At 66.3% G+C, this 13,788-nt stretch carries 15 protein-coding genes; 10 read left to right on the top strand and 5 right to left on the bottom strand.

Annotated features, from left to right (window positions below):
- Positions 1-52 precede the first annotated feature (52 nt).
- Both NOF53_RS07885 and NOF53_RS07880 read left to right on the top strand, forming a co-directional pair.
- Positions 53-439: a VOC family protein gene (locus NOF53_RS07885; protein ID WP_255967000.1), complete on the top strand. Its 387-nt coding sequence runs from the start codon at positions 53-55 to the stop codon at positions 437-439.
- Between the two features lie 29 nt (positions 440-468).
- Complete coding sequence (locus NOF53_RS07880; protein ID WP_255967237.1) at positions 469-843, top strand: VOC family protein; 375 nt, start codon at positions 469-471, stop codon at positions 841-843.
- A 42-nt stretch (positions 844-885) separates the two neighbouring features.
- Here the strand turns inward: NOF53_RS07880 and bioD are convergent, their stop codons facing one another.
- On the bottom strand, positions 886-1,581 hold the full coding sequence (bioD, locus tag NOF53_RS07875; RefSeq protein WP_255966998.1) for a dethiobiotin synthase: 696 nt from the start codon (positions 1,579-1,581) through the stop codon (positions 886-888).
- Complete coding sequence (locus NOF53_RS07870; RefSeq protein ID WP_255966996.1) at positions 1,578-2,720, bottom strand: 8-amino-7-oxononanoate synthase; 1,143 nt, start codon at positions 2,718-2,720, stop codon at positions 1,578-1,580. Before NOF53_RS07870 ends, bioD begins: the two co-directional genes overlap by 4 nt.
- Before the next feature lie 77 nt (positions 2,721-2,797).
- Between NOF53_RS07870 and NOF53_RS07865 the strand changes: the two genes are divergently transcribed.
- Genes NOF53_RS07865 through NOF53_RS07850 form a run of 4 tightly spaced genes read left to right on the top strand, consistent with a single transcriptional unit; the run spans position 2,798 to position 9,758 of the window.
- The gene (locus NOF53_RS07865; protein WP_255966994.1) at positions 2,798-4,111 is read left to right on the top strand and encodes an adenosylmethionine--8-amino-7-oxononanoate transaminase; all 1,314 of its coding nucleotides are present in this window, start codon (positions 2,798-2,800) and stop codon (positions 4,109-4,111) included.
- Positions 4,112-4,143: 32 nt separating this feature from the next.
- Positions 4,144-6,408, top strand: coding sequence for a glycogen debranching protein GlgX (gene glgX, locus NOF53_RS07860; protein WP_255966992.1), 2,265 nt, complete (start codon positions 4,144-4,146; stop codon positions 6,406-6,408).
- Between the two features lie 12 nt (positions 6,409-6,420).
- On the top strand, positions 6,421-8,787 hold the full coding sequence (treY, locus tag NOF53_RS07855; protein WP_255966990.1) for a malto-oligosyltrehalose synthase: 2,367 nt from the start codon (positions 6,421-6,423) through the stop codon (positions 8,785-8,787).
- Positions 8,788-8,816: 29 nt separating this feature from the next.
- A complete protein-coding gene (locus NOF53_RS07850; RefSeq protein ID WP_255966988.1) occupies positions 8,817-9,758 on the top strand; it encodes an NADP-dependent oxidoreductase in 942 nt (313 codons plus the stop codon).
- Positions 9,759-9,771: 13 nt separating this feature from the next.
- Here the strand turns inward: NOF53_RS07850 and NOF53_RS07845 are convergent, their stop codons facing one another.
- The 3 genes from NOF53_RS07845 to NOF53_RS07835 form a co-directional block, all read right to left on the bottom strand.
- A complete protein-coding gene (locus NOF53_RS07845) occupies positions 9,772-10,221 on the bottom strand; it encodes a PLDc N-terminal domain-containing protein (RefSeq protein ID WP_374212584.1) in 450 nt (149 codons plus the stop codon).
- A 54-nt stretch (positions 10,222-10,275) separates the two neighbouring features.
- Positions 10,276-10,911, bottom strand: coding sequence for a TetR/AcrR family transcriptional regulator (locus NOF53_RS07840; protein ID WP_255966986.1), 636 nt, complete (start codon positions 10,909-10,911; stop codon positions 10,276-10,278).
- 79 nt (positions 10,912-10,990) lie between these two features.
- Positions 10,991-11,179, bottom strand: coding sequence for a DUF1918 domain-containing protein (locus tag NOF53_RS07835; RefSeq protein WP_255966984.1), 189 nt, complete (start codon positions 11,177-11,179; stop codon positions 10,991-10,993).
- 110 nt (positions 11,180-11,289) lie between these two features.
- Between NOF53_RS07835 and NOF53_RS07830 the strand changes: the two genes are divergently transcribed.
- The 4 genes from NOF53_RS07830 (at position 11,290) to NOF53_RS07815 (ending at position 13,712) form a co-directional block, all read left to right on the top strand.
- Entirely contained in the window at positions 11,290-11,433 is a 144-nt protein-coding gene (locus tag NOF53_RS07830; RefSeq protein WP_255966982.1) for a hypothetical protein, read from the top strand.
- Positions 11,434-11,459: 26 nt separating this feature from the next.
- Positions 11,460-11,900, top strand: a complete 441-nt coding sequence (locus NOF53_RS07825; protein WP_255966980.1) for an NYN domain-containing protein — start codon at positions 11,460-11,462, stop codon at positions 11,898-11,900.
- 103 nt (positions 11,901-12,003) lie between these two features.
- Positions 12,004-12,366, top strand: a complete 363-nt coding sequence (locus NOF53_RS07820; protein ID WP_255966978.1) for a PadR family transcriptional regulator — start codon at positions 12,004-12,006, stop codon at positions 12,364-12,366.
- On the top strand, positions 12,366-13,712 hold the full coding sequence (locus NOF53_RS07815) for a permease prefix domain 1-containing protein (protein ID WP_255967233.1): 1,347 nt from the start codon (positions 12,366-12,368) through the stop codon (positions 13,710-13,712). Before NOF53_RS07820 ends, NOF53_RS07815 begins: the two co-directional genes overlap by 1 nt.
- Positions 13,713-13,788 lie beyond the last annotated feature (76 nt).

Below are 13,788 nucleotides of genomic sequence, written 5' to 3'. Positions count from 1 at the left end.
AGTCCATACCTTCGGAAGGCAGAAGAACTCTCGATCACCCTGGAGGAAAATCATGGCCGACGCAGCCATCGGCAGCATCTTGCTCGCCAGCACACATCCGGACCGTCTGCGGGACTGGTACACCGCCGCCTTCTCGCCGAAGGTCGATCGCACACCCGGCGATCCGGGGTACGACGTCCTCGACTTCGACGGTTTTTACATCATGATCGACCGCCGTGACGATGTCGGCGACACGAACCCCGAACCCGGTCGCATCCTGCTCAACGTGGAGGTCACCGACGCGCGCGCCGCCGCCGGGCGTCTCGACGACCTGGGTGCCACATGGTTGTCGCCGCTCGAAGACCGTGACGGCAGCTGGTTCGGCACCGCCATCGACCCCGATGGGAACTACGTCCAAATCATCCAACTCAGCGCGCAGGCGCGGGCCGAGATGTCATGACCACACGGCAGGAAAGCGAGAAGACCGACATGTTGGCACAGTCACGAGGATTCAGCGGTTTCGCCGTCGACGACATCGCCGCGGCAAAATCCTTCTACACCGACACCCTGGGCCTCGAGGTGACCGAGGAGGAGATGGGGTTGCTGGGGCTGCACCTGCCGAACGGACCGGTGGTGCTCATCTACCCGAAACCCGACCACACGCCCGTGACGTACACCATCGCGAACTTCGCCGTAAACGACGTCGAGAAGACCGTCGATGCCCTCGCCGAACGGGGGGTGCGCTTCGTGCGCTACGACGGTTTCGAGCAGGACGACAAGGGAATCATGCGCGGGAACGGCCCCGACATCGCCTGGTTCACCGACCCCGCCGGCAACATACTTTCGGTGCTGTCCGAGTCCTGACCCACCACCACGGTGCCACGCTTCGCCGTCATCGCTGCCCGTTCAGGCCCCCGTCAGTATCGACTTTCGCCAACCGCTGTCGAACCAGCCCGGCGCTGCAGCGGAGAACGTCTCCGCGTCGAGGCTGCCGCTGCCTGCGGGCACGCTGCCCACCACGCCGATTCCCGTTACTGCGGGCAGATCGGCGAGGTTGCAGCGCTCGGCGAGGCCCGGTTCGTCGGGCCACGACCCGAGGATCGTTCCGGCGCAGGACAGCCCGGCGCCGGTGAGAGCCCGGATCGTCAACTCGGTGTGATTGAGGGTGCCCAGCCCGGCTGCCGCAACCACGACGACCGGCGCATCGAGCGCACGTGCCACGTCGACGAGCGTGAACCCCGCGGCCCCCAACCGGACCAGCACGCCGCCGGCACCTTCGACGAGGACGAGATCGTGCTCGGCATCGAGCGCACGGACCGCCTCCACGACATCGGCACAGCGGATCAACGGCAGACCACTGCGCCGGGCCGCGGTGTCGGGGGCGAGCGGCTCCGGATAGCGGGCGAGTTCCCTCACCGCTGTGACACCGGACAGCCTGGTCACCTCGGCGAGATCACCCGGCTCCCCCGGGGCGACGCCCGTTTGTGCCGGTTTGCACACGGCGACAGCTCGCCCCGCGGCACGAGCTGTCGCAGCGAGCGCGGCGGTGACGACAGTTTTCCCCACATCGGTCGACGTTCCCGTCACCACGAGCACGCTCACGCGGAGGCTCCCGCCACAACGCTCGCCAGTACGGTCTCGATCTCCGCCATTTCCACTGGGCTCAAGGTCGCTCGCGCGGTGAGCCGCAGTCGCGATGTGCCCTCCGGCACCGACGGCGGCCGGAAGCACCCGACATGCACACCCAGCTCGCGGCACGCGGCCGCGGCGTCGACGGCACGCTGGGGATCACCGAGGATCACGGACACCACCGCGGATTCCGGAGTCGCGGCGCCCGTGAAACGCGCGAGGTCCCGCGCACGGTCGAGCACGGCGTCCGCGCGTTGCGGTTCGCGTACGAGCACCGACAGCGCGGCCCTCGCAGCGCCCACCGCGGCGGGGGCCAGGCCGGTGTCGAAGATGAAGGTGCGCGCGGCGTCGATCAGATGAGCGCGCACTTTCTCGGATGCCAGGACTGCACCGCCCTGACTGGCTAGGGACTTCGACAGCGTCGCGGTGACCACGATGTCGGGTTCACCTGCGAGTCCGACCTCGTGGACCAGTCCGCGCCCACCCACGCCGCGCACACCGACACCGTGGGCCTCGTCGACCACGAGGAAGGCGCCGGTGTCACGGCACACCCGGTGCATCGCGACGAGCGGCGCCAGATCACCGTCGGCGCTGAAGACCGAATCGGTGACGACGAGTGCGCGTTCCTCGGTTCGGGTTGCCAGCGCGTTGCGGAGGAACTCGACGTCCGAGTGCGGCGCGACGACGACGCGGGCGCGGGAGAGTCGGCAGGCGTCGACGAGGGAGGCGTGGCTTCCCGCGTCGCTGACGATCAACGACCCGGCACCCGACAGCGCCGTCACGGCCCCGAGGTTGGCGGTGTAGCCGGAGGAGAACACCAGACCGGCCTCAGTGCCCACGAAGGCCGCGAGTTCCGACTCCAGCAGTTCGTGTTCGGTGGTCGATCCCGTGACCAGACGAGACCCCGTCGCTCCCGCGCCCCATCTGCGCAGTGCCGTCATCGCCCCGTGGAGGACCTCCGGATGGCGGACCAGACCCAGATAATCGTTGGACGCAAGGTCGATGAGTGGGCTTCCCGCGGTCCGCGGCCGCAGCTCGCGGCGCAGTCCGGCGGCGCGACGTCGATGCTCGACGTCGTCGAGCCACGTGGAAAAGGTGCGATCGGTGCTCACCTCGGGGACGATACGCGACTTGAACGCTGTTCAACCCGGGTGGCCCCTCTTTCTGCCCAGTGGTTAGGGTCACGGGCGTGACCCTTCCCAGCCTGTCCGCCGAAGACATCACGTCCCTCGACGCCTCGCTGCTGTGGCATCCCTACGGGGCTTTCCCCTCCTCCACCACCCCTTTGGTCGTTACCGAGGCCAAGGGGACCCGCCTCGTCCTGGCCGACGGACGCGAACTGGTGGACGGGATGAGTTCCTGGTGGGCAGCAGTCCACGGCTATCGCCACCCGGTTCTCGATGCCGCTGCCACGGAGCAGCTGGGCCGGATGAGTCACGTCATGTTCGGTGGCCTCACCCACGAGCCGGCGGCGCGGCTGGCGCAGTTGCTGGTCGACATCACTCCGAGCGGGCTCGACAAGGTCTTTCTCGCCGACTCCGGTTCCGTGTCGGTCGAGGTGGCCGTCAAGATGTGCCTGCAGTACTGGCGCAGTCGGGGAAGGCCGCAGAAGCACCGGCTCCTGACGTGGCGCGGCGGTTATCACGGTGACACGTTCGCCCCGATGAGCGTCTGCGATCCGGACGGCGGGATGCACTCGTTGTGGACCGACGTGCTGGCCCGGCAAGTGTTCGCGGGACCGCCGCCACGGGACTTCGACCCGCGGTACGTCGAGGAGTTCGAGCGCCTCGCGCGCTCGCACGCGGACGAGCTGGCGGCGGTCATCGTCGAGCCGGTGGTCCAGGGCGCCGGCGGTATGCGCTTTCACGATCCCCGCTATCTGGCGGAGTTGCGCAGGATCTGCGACGAGCAGGGACTCCTCCTCGTCTTCGACGAGATCGCCACAGGCTTCGGCCGGACCGGCGAACTGTTCGCCGCAGAACATGCGGGTGTCAGCCCGGACGTCATGTGTATCGGCAAGGCACTCACCGGCGGGTACCTCACCCTCGCGGCCACGCTCTGCGGCACCGAGGTGGCCGAGACCATAAGCGCCGGGGAGGCGGGGGGACTGATGCACGGTCCCACCTTCATGGCCAACCCTCTCGCCTGCGCCGTCGCCGTCGCGTCGGTGGAACTACTCCTCTCACGCGACTGGCGGGGTGAGGTGGCGGCGCTGCACCGCGGGCTCGAGTCCGGCCTCGCCCCTGCTCGCGACCTGCCCGGCGTGCGGGACGTGCGGGTACTCGGCGGTATCGGTGTCATCGAACTCACCGAGCCCGTCGACATGCAGGCGGCAACCGATGCCGCGGTGGCCGCCGGGGTCTGGCTACGCCCCTTCCGCAACCTGATCTATGCCATGCCCCCGTACGTGTGCACGGCGGACGACGTGCGGAACATCACGGTCGGAATGCTTGCCGCCGCAGGCAGCTCCCCGGGCGCCCGGAGCGTCCTCGCCTCGAGCTGAGCACGCGGTCGCCGCGGGCTAATGTTCTTCTCATGACTGCGAGCGACTCGATCGGCACCGCACACATCCCCGTGTGGCCAGGAACGGCTTACCCACTGGGCGCCACCTACGACGGCGCAGGGACGAACTTCGCGCTCTTCTCCGAGGTCGCGGAGGCGGTCGATCTCTGCCTCATCGCACGGGACGGAACCGAGACCCGGGTTCGGCTCGACGAGGTGGACGGTTACGTCTGGCACGCCTATTTGCCGACCGTCGAACCCGGGCAGCGGTACGGATATCGCATCCACGGGCCGTGGGATCCCGCGGCGGGACATCGTTGCGACCCCAGCAAGTTGCTCCTCGACCCGTACGGCAAGGCGTTCGACGGAGAGTTCGACGGGGACCGGTCGTTGTTCTCGTACGACATCGATCTGCCCGCGCCGGCCGAGGGCATGGCCGAGGACGCCGACGCCGACGCCGACGAAAGCGTTCCGGTGGTCGAGCGCGACCAGGACGCAGACGCACAGGACGCCGCCCGGCAGAACGAGGAGGACTCCGATTCTCCCCTCCCCGGGCACGACTCGCTGGGTCACACCATGACGACTGTGGTGATCAACCCATTCTTCGACTGGGCCACCGACCGGGCACCCAAACGCCCCTATCACGAGACGGTCATCTATGAAGCCCACGTCAAGGGTATGACCGCAACCCACCCCGATGTGCCCGAGGAGCTCCGCGGAACGTACGCCGGTCTCGCGCATCCCGCGATCATCGACCACTTGGTCGATCTCGGCGTCACGGCGATCGAACTGATGCCGGTACACCAGTTCATGCACGATCAGACGCTGCTCGATCGCGGCCTGCGGAACTACTGGGGGTACAACACCTTTGGCTTCCTCGCTCCCCATACAGGCTATTCGTCCGCCGAGAAGCCCGGCGGAGCGGTGTCCGAGTTCAAAGCGATGGTGCGCGCGTTCCACGAGGCCGACATCGAGGTGATCCTCGACGTCGTCTACAACCATACGGCGGAGGGAAACCATCTCGGCCCCACGATCAGCTTCCGCGGTATCGACAATGCCGCGTACTACCGGCTTGTGGACGGCGACCTCGAGCACTACATGGACTACACGGGAACGGGCAACAGCCTCAACGCCCGCCATCCCCACACGCTGCAACTGATCATGGATTCGCTGCGCTACTGGGTCACCGAGATGCATGTCGACGGTTTCCGTTTCGACCTGGCCTCCACGCTGGCCCGGGAACTGCACGACGTCGATCGCCTGTCCGCCTTCTTCGACCTGGTGCAGCAGGATCCGATCGTCAGCCAGGTGAAGCTCATCGCCGAGCCATGGGATGTCGGCGAGGGCGGCTATCAGGTGGGTAATTTTCCCGGCCTGTGGACCGAGTGGAACGGCAAATACCGCGACACGGTTCGGGACTACTGGCGCGGTGAGCCTGCCACGCTCGGCGAGTTCGCCTCCCGCCTGACCGGTTCCTCCGACCTCTATGAGGCGACGGGCCGCCGTCCCGGCGCGAGCATCAACTTCGTCATCGCCCACGACGGATTCACCTTGCGCGACCTCGTGTCGTACAACGAGAAGCACAATGAGGCCAACGGCGAGAACAACAACGACGGCGAAAGCCACAACCGTTCGTGGAACTGTGGCGTCGAAGGTCCGACGGACGATCCGGACGTCCTCGACCTCCGTGGCCGTCAGAGCCGCAACATCCTGGCAACCCTGATGCTCAGCCAAGGCACCCCGATGATCGCGCACGGCGACGAGATGGGCCGCACGCAGCAGGGAAACAACAATGTGTACTGCCAGGATTCGGAACTGTCCTGGATGGACTGGTCGCTTGCCGACACCAACGCCGACCTCGTCGAGTTCACCAGACGAGTGATCGACCTCCGCGCCAAGAACCCGGTGTTCCGGAGACGCCGGTTCTTCGACGGCACCCCGATCCGCAGCGGGGACCAAACTCGGGACATCGCCTGGCTCACCCCCTCCGGTGAGGAGATGACGCCCGCGGACTGGGACAGTGGATTCGGGAAGTCGCTGGCCGTCTTCCTCAACGGCGAAGGGATCCCCGAGCCCAATCATCGCGGTGAGCGGGTCGTCGGTGATTCGTTCTTGATGTGTTTCAACGCCCACGACGACGCCATCGAGTTCTCGACACCGAACTCGGAATACGCGAACGAGTGGACGGTGGTGCTCGACACCGCTGTGTCGACAGGATCGAACGAGGCGGTGATCGAGGCCGGTAAACCGCTCGAGCTCGCGGCGCGCTCGCTGGTCGTGCTGCGACGGACAGCCTGAGGCCGGGCGAGCATGGGAAATCCGACGATCACCGCAACCTATCGGCTCCAGCTGCGCGGGGACGCCTTCACGCTGACGGACGCCCTGGCGGTGGCCGATTACCTCGACGACCTCGGAGTCTCGCACGTCTACCTTTCGCCGATCCTCACCGCCAGCGAGGGTTCGACCCACGGGTACGACGTCACCGATGTGACGACCGTGTCCCCGGCACTCGGTGGTCGTGACGGCCTGAAGGCGCTCTCCGGAGAGCTACGACGGCGCGGCATGGGACTCGTCGTCGATCTCGTCCCGAACCACGTCGGCGTTGCCAACCCGCGCGAAAATGCGTGGTGGTGGGACGTTCTCACCCACGGACAGCGGTCCGAATACGCCGACTTCTTCGATATCGACTGGCGGGCCGACAACGGTGCCGGCGGAAAGCTGGCCCTTCCCGTCCTCGGATCGGAAACCGACCTCGACTCGCTCACGGTCGACCGCACCGGCGACGAACCTCTCCTCGCGTTCTACGAGCACCGTTTTCCGATCGCCCCGGGTACCGACTCGGAAGACGCGCGTTCCGTGCACGAAGCGCAGTCGTACCGCCTGGTTCCGTGGAACTCGGGACTTATCGGCTACCGCCGGTTCTTCGCGGTCAGCGATCTCGCCGGGATCCGGCAAGAAGACCCACGCGTGTTCGACGCCTCGCACCGCGAACTACAGAGCTGGATCACGGACGACCTCGTCGACGGAGTGCGCATCGACCATCCCGACGGATTGGCCGACCCGGCGGGTTACCTCGACCGGCTTCGCACCATGATCGGCCCGGACCGATGGCTCGTGATCGAGAAGATTCTGGGACACGAGGAACCGCTGGACGATCACCTGCCGATCGACGGCACCACCGGATACGACGCGCTGGCCGAACTGGGCGGCGTGTTCCTCGATCCCTCCGGCGCGCCCGCGTTGACCGCGCTGTCGGTGGCCCGGACCGGTGATCGTGGCGACAGCACCTGGTTGCACCAGCGCGAACCCGAAATCAAGCGAGAAGTCGCGAGCACGATGCTCGCTCCGGAGGTCCTACGGCTCGTGCGGGCGATCCTTCGGGAAGCCGACGGAGACTACGCCTTCGAGGACGTTCGAGAAGCCGTCATTGCGGTGATCGCGGCCATGCCCGTGTACCGGTCCGACTACAGTCCCCTCGCAGGCCTTGCCCACCGTGTAATCGGTGATGTGGTGGCCCACGAGCCGAAGCGGGCGGAGCCGTTGGCGGCACTGGCGTCTGCCCTGATTCGAGGCGGTGAAGCGGCGACGCGGTTCCACCAGGTGTGTGGTGCGGTCATGGCGAAATCCGTCGAGGACTGCCTGTTCTATCGCACCGCTCGCCTCGTCTCCCTGCAGGAAGTGGGTGGTGATCCGGCGACGGTGGGCATGTCCCCAGCGGAATTCCATCTGGCCTTCGCAGGGCGGGCGACGCGGTGGCCGAAGGCGATGACTACCCTGTCCACCCACGACACGAAGCGCGGGGAGGACGTCCGCGCACGCATCGGCGTCTTGTCCCAGGTGCCCGGCCTGTGGGCGGAGTGCGTCGATCAATGGGAGCACATCGCCCCCAGTCCGGACCCTGTCCTCGGACTGTTCTTGTGGCAGAACCTGTTCGGGGTCTGGCCTGTGGACGGCCCGGCAGCCGCCGAGGTCCCGGACTTTCGCGATCGCATCCACGCCTATGCCGAGAAGGCGGTCCGCGAGGCTGGAACCCGCACATCCTGGAACGACGTCGACGAAGAGTTCGAACGCGACCTCCATCGCTGGCTGGATACGGTGATCGACGGTGCCGTCGGCAAGGCTCTCGGTTCGATCTGCACGCAGCTGGCACCCCACGGTTGGTCGGACGCTCTGGGCCAGAAGCTGCTCCAACTCTGTGGACCTGGAATACCGGACGTCTACCAGGGAACGGAGTTGTGGGAAGACTCGCTCGTCGACCCCGACAACCGGCGCCTCGTGGACTACGACATTCGCCGACGCGCGCTCGACGGACTCGCCCTTCCCCCTGTCGACGCCACCGGTGCGGCCAAGTTCCATGTTGTGCGTACCGCTCTCCGGCTGCGCCGCACCCGTCCCGAGAGCTTCGGCACGTACACCCCGGTGTTCGCATCCGGGAGTGCGGCCGCCCACCTCGTCGGCTTCGCGCGGGGACGATCCGATGCGGCCCCTGATGTCATCGCCCTCGCGACCCGGCACAGCGTCGGACTCGACGAACAGGGCTGGGGTGACACCGGATTCAGGTTGCCGGAGGGGACCTGGACCAACCTACTGACGACGGAAGACTTCGACGCCGGCCTCATTCCGGTGTCCAGCCTGTTCGATCGCTACCCGGTGGCCCTTCTCAGCCGTAGGGAATAGCGAACTCCGGCGGCCGAGTTGGGAGAGTCATGACACGACGCGTCATTGCGCGAGGTTACGGAGGCCCCGAGGTCCTCGCCGTTGTGGAGGTCGCTCCAGTTCCCCCTGCGCGTAGGGAGGTTGCGATCGAGGTCCGGGCGATCGGTGTCAATCCCATCGACTACAAGCGGTACAGCGGCGCCTTCGGTACCGATCCCGCTTCCCTGCCCCTGAGTCTCGGCGCCGAGGCGGCCGGAGTGGTAGTGGAGGTCGGCGAGGATGCCAGCGGTCCGGACGGGCCCCTTTCCCCCGGCGACGAGGTGATCGTGTACCCGGCCGAGGGGGCATACGCGGATCGACTCGTCGTCGCCGCCGATTCCGTTGTGCGCAAACCGCCGTCGCTGCCGTGGAACGAAGCCGCGGGGCTACTGGTGGCCGGCACGACCGCGGTCGAGACCGTCGACGCCGCGAAGATCGGAGCGGGAGATCTGCTACTCGTCCACGGAGCGGCCGGCGCGGTCGGGTCGTGCGTGGTCCAGGTGGCCTGCAGCCGGGGCGCGACAGTGATCGGTACAGCGAGACCGGAAAATCACGACTACCTCCGATCGCTCGGCGCCACCCCGATGTCCTATGGCGCCGGCCTCGCAGGACGTGTCCGCGTCCTCGCGCCGGAAGGTGTGGACGCCGTCATCGACACGGTCGGTGGCGAGGAGGCGGTCGACGTGTCCGTCGAGTTGGTGCGCGACCCGCCTCGGATGGTCACGACCGTGGCAGTACCGCGTGCGGTCGAGGCCGGATTTCTCGGAGTGGGCGGTACGAATCCGGCCAGCCGAGAGGTGCGACGCCGCCTTCGATCCCCGGTCGTCGACCTCGCGGACCGCGGCGACCTGAGGGTTCGCGTGGCACGGACGTACTGGTTGTCGGAGGTTGCACGCGCCCACACCGAACTCGCCAGATCCCACCCTGCCGGGAAGTTCGTCCTGCTTCCGTAACTACTGGGCGGCCTCAGTCGTCGCCGGGTTCTTCCCTGCGACGCCGCGCGATGCGACGTTGCTCTTCGGCGCGCTCGCGGCATCTGCGGAGAAACGCTTCGTCGTCGTCCGGGTTCTGCGCGATGTGACGGCCCGGGCGCTCGTACTCGCCGAATCCACGTGTCGCACCAGTTCGGCGGACTCCCGCGCCGCGGCCGACGAACAACCAGACGAGTGATCCGATGGTCGGCAGGACGAGCACGATCAGCAGCCATAGCACTTTGGGTAGATGCCGAACGTCGGACTCGTCCCGCGTGATCACGTCGACGAGGCAATAGACCCACAGCAGCAGAGTGACGAGACCGAGAACAAAGTACGGCACCGAGAATTCCCCTCCGAAGCGCCCCGGCTGCGCCGAGCGCAGTGTCCCCCGCGGAACACTGTGCCCATGGAACCACTGTGCCCATGGAACCACTGTGCCCATGGAACGACAGTGCCCATGGAAGCACCGAGCCATCGAACCACAGAGCCTTCCGGGTCAATGGAGCAGGCTTGCCCTGATCATCGCCTTGACCCAGTTGCGGTACTCGTCGATGTCCCACCCGCAGCGGTGCCGCAGCATGGAGTGGACCTGGGGAGAGACGACGGTGAACAGCACATCCGCCGCTCGCTGCACAGAGATCTCCGGTCGCAGCAGATCGTGCGCGGCAAGCCCTTCCGCGAGCGTCATCGCGTTATCGGCAGACGCCCGCGCACCCTCCTCGGCGAACCGCCTCATGTCCTCATCGGCGCCCGAGCTCTGGATCGACGTCAGCATGAGGGTTCCGGCCCGTTCGAGGACATCGGCGCCGTACCCCACCACTTCGTCGAGGATGCGTTCAACAGGGTCGCCGTCGCGCGATGCGGACGCATACACCTTCGGCGCGGTCTCGTCGCCGCCCTCGATGGCGGCGGCGAGCGCGTCGTGGAACAACTCGGCCTTGCCACCGGGGAACGCCGTGAACACCGTCCTCGTCGCGACACCTGCCGCGTCGGCGACGTTGCGCACTGTGGTGCTGACGTACCCCCGGTCGCCGAACAGGCGGGCCGCCGCATCCCGGACGAGGACACGGGTGCGGCGCGCCGATTCTGCCCGCAGCGGCGAACTGTAGGACCTTCTGACCGGCTCCGGCATGAACTCATGCTAGCCGCATTGGAAGCAGCGCCCCTGCAACGAATGCGGTGCGTCCTTGGTCCCCCGGGTGTCCGGAGCCCTACGTCTGTGGATGTTCCACCCAGACGTCGGGTCCAGGAAACACCAGCGCCTCGTGACCGTCGTCGTACCGGACCAAGTAGGGCGGTTCGCCGTTCTCCCCATGTACTTCCACGACTTCGGCGGTGTGCGCGTGCGCTCCCACAACCCTGCCCTGGACGTGCAACCGGTCTCCCACTGCTACGTGCATGACTGCTCCTCGCGATGCTGGACTCGTCAACTCAAGCTTGCTACTTCGCGACCGCAGGCGAAAGGGCTGACTCACCGGCGTGTGCCGAGGCGATGTGCCATCGTGGGGGCATGGCTACCTACCGATACCTCGACAAGGATCGCAACGTACTCGAAGAACAGGATTTCGGCACCGTGCAGGACGCCGAGGAACACCGGCTGTCCGTACTCGGCGCCGAGATCATCGAAGAGGTCGACGACTCCGAGCAGGACTGAGCACACTGCGTGCCGACCTTCGATTCATGCTGGAATCGCTCCCCGTGACGAATGACCGGGGGCAGCTGATCGTGGTGGACGCCGCGAATGTCGTCGGCGCGAGGCCCGATGGTTGGTGGCGCGATCGCGCCGGCGCCGCCCGGCGATTGCTCGCGCAGCTGATCAAGCTCGATGAGAGCCTGGACCGACCCACCGAGGTGATCGTCGTACTCGAAGGCGCGGCGAGGACCGCAGTCGCCGATGAGACGGATCCGACTTCGGTACACCTGCGTGTGGTGCGGGCGGACGGTTCGGGAGACGACGCGATCGTGGCCGAAGTTGCCGATGCGGCCGGCGCGGACAGCAATCGGCCGATCATTGTCGTGACGGCAGATCGCGGACTCCGCGAGCGGGTCGAGGCGCTCGGGGCCGGCACAGTCGGACCTCGGTGGCTTCTCGAGCGCATCGAGGTACCCGGGACACAGTGACCTCTACGACGATCAGCTCCCGGGGTAGACATAGCCGACCTCCGCCATACCTAGATCTGCTATGGTAAGGCCGAACCCTAGGGGAACTAGGTATTGGAGCCTGATGTTCATCGACAAGGACCTGGTAGCAGCCTCGGCAACGCCGCTGGTGCTCGGGATTCTCGCCGACGGCGAGTCCTATGGTTACGCCATCATCAAACGCGTCAACGAGTTGTCGGGCGGGCGGATGCAATGGACGGACGGGATGCTGTACCCGTTGCTGCACCGTCTCGAGCGGTCGGGTTACGTCTCGGCGACCTGGCGAACCGCCGACAACGGTCGGCGTCGTAAGCATTACGCAATTACCGATTCCGGCAAGGAGATGCTCGCAGACCGGCGCATGCAGTGGTCCGTCGTTGCGGAAGCCCTGCACCAGGTATGGCAAGCCGCTCAGCTGCCACCCGCCGTCGCCGAGGGGCGCTCGTGATGAATACCGACGCCGAGTTGGAGTCGCAGATCGACCAGTGGCGCGGCTACGTCCGGTGCCACCGCGTGATTTCGAGTGTCGACATCGACGAAATGGAAGGTCATCTTCGTGACCAGGTCTCTGACCTGTCCGCAGTCGGGCTGACCGCGGCCGAAGCGTTTCTCGTCGCCGTCAAACGCATGGGCAATCTCGATGCGATCTCGCGTGAGTTCGCAGTCGAGCATTCCGACCGGTTGTGGAAGCAACTCATGCTGATGCCGGCCACCTCGGAGCCCGAAACCGCCCCACCGAAACGCGAACTGAGCGTGGTCCTGGCTCTCGCCGTCAGTGCGGGACTGGCTGTCAAGGCCGGGCTGGAGTGGCTCCCGGAACTGGCCTTGGCGCGAAACATCAGCCTGTTCGTGCTGCCTTTCCTGACTGGATACTTCGCATGGAAACGGAAGATGACAGTGCGCGGCGCCGCAGCACTCGTTGCTCCCTTCGCGGTGGCAGCACTGCTACTGAATCTCTTTCCCTTCGTCGATAACGGGTCGACGGAGGTCATCGCCGCGATTCACGCGCCGATTGCGCTGTGGTTCGTCGTCGGTCTGGCCTATGTCGGTGGCGACTGGCGATCCCACCGACGACGCATGGATTTTGTCCGGTTCACCGGTGAATGGGTTGTCTACATGACCTTGCTCGCCCTCGGTGGCGGCGTGCTGATCGGCCTGACGGTCGGCGCATTCGCATCCCTGGACCTGGATGTCGAGTGGGTCGTCGAGCAGTGGATACTGCCGTTCGGCGCGGCAGGTGCACTTCTCGTGGCCGCCTGGCTGGTCGAGGCGAAGCAGAACGTCATCGAGAACATCGCTCCCGTGCTCACTCGCGTGTTCACGCCACTCACGACCCTCATGCTGCTCGCCCTGCTGGCGGCGTTCGCGGCGGCCCGCAGCGTCGTCGGCGTCGACCGAGATCTGCTCATCCTGATGGATCTGATTCTCGTGATCGTCCTGGGTCTGCTGCTGTACGCGATCTCCGCGCGTGACCCGCTCGCACCTCCTGATCTCTTCGACAAGCTGCAACTCGTCCTCGTTGTCAGTGCACTCGCCGTCGACGTGCTGATGCTGACCGCCATGGCCAGTCGCATTGCAGAGTTCGGTTTCACACCGAACAAGGTGACCGCGCTCGGCCTGAACTTGGTGTTGTTGGTGAATCTGGTCTGGTCGGTTCGACTCGGCCTCAGTTTCGTCCGCGGTCGGTGCGGGTTCGGCGCCGTCGAGCGCTGGCAGACCAGCTACCTGCCCGTGTACGGCGGCTGGGCTGCTCTTGCAGTGATTGCACTGCCCCCCGCTTTCAATTTCGTGTGAACGTGCGGGTGATGCAACTGATCCGAGGGCATCGAGCTGTAGCAGCTCGTCATCAGGCCGGCCCGAGCAGACAACC

This window comes from Rhodococcus tibetensis (assembly GCF_024438035.1).
Classification (GTDB): domain Bacteria; phylum Actinomycetota; class Actinomycetes; order Mycobacteriales; family Mycobacteriaceae; genus Rhodococcus_F; species Rhodococcus_F tibetensis.
Note: the sequence above shows the minus strand (reverse complement) of the source record. Positions and strands in the feature narration are given on the sequence as shown.

Excerpts from the sequence above, each read along its gene's own strand:
- NOF53_RS07885 (WP_255967000.1), top strand. The coding sequence starts at position 53 with ATGGCCGACGCAGCCATCGGCAGCATCTTGCTCGCCAGCACACATCCG.
- NOF53_RS07880 (WP_255967237.1), top strand. The coding sequence starts at position 469 with ATGTTGGCACAGTCACGAGGATTCAGCGGTTTCGCCGTCGACGACATC.
- glgX (WP_255966992.1), top strand. The coding sequence starts at position 4,144 with ATGACTGCGAGCGACTCGATCGGCACCGCACACATCCCCGTGTGGCCA.
- treY (WP_255966990.1), top strand. The coding sequence starts at position 6,421 with ATGGGAAATCCGACGATCACCGCAACCTATCGGCTCCAGCTGCGCGGG.
- NOF53_RS07850 (WP_255966988.1), top strand. The coding sequence starts at position 8,817 with ATGACACGACGCGTCATTGCGCGAGGTTACGGAGGCCCCGAGGTCCTC.
- NOF53_RS07845 (WP_374212584.1), bottom strand. The coding sequence starts at position 10,221 with ATGGGCACAGTGGTTCCATGGGCACAGTGGTTCCATGGGCACAGTGTT.
- NOF53_RS07840 (WP_255966986.1), bottom strand. The coding sequence starts at position 10,911 with ATGCCGGAGCCGGTCAGAAGGTCCTACAGTTCGCCGCTGCGGGCAGAA.
- NOF53_RS07835 (WP_255966984.1), bottom strand. The coding sequence starts at position 11,179 with ATGCACGTAGCAGTGGGAGACCGGTTGCACGTCCAGGGCAGGGTTGTG.
- NOF53_RS07830 (WP_255966982.1), top strand. The coding sequence starts at position 11,290 with ATGGCTACCTACCGATACCTCGACAAGGATCGCAACGTACTCGAAGAA.
- NOF53_RS07825 (WP_255966980.1), top strand. The coding sequence starts at position 11,460 with ATGCTGGAATCGCTCCCCGTGACGAATGACCGGGGGCAGCTGATCGTG.
- NOF53_RS07820 (WP_255966978.1), top strand. The coding sequence starts at position 12,004 with ATGTTCATCGACAAGGACCTGGTAGCAGCCTCGGCAACGCCGCTGGTG.
- NOF53_RS07815 (WP_255967233.1), top strand. The coding sequence starts at position 12,366 with ATGAATACCGACGCCGAGTTGGAGTCGCAGATCGACCAGTGGCGCGGC.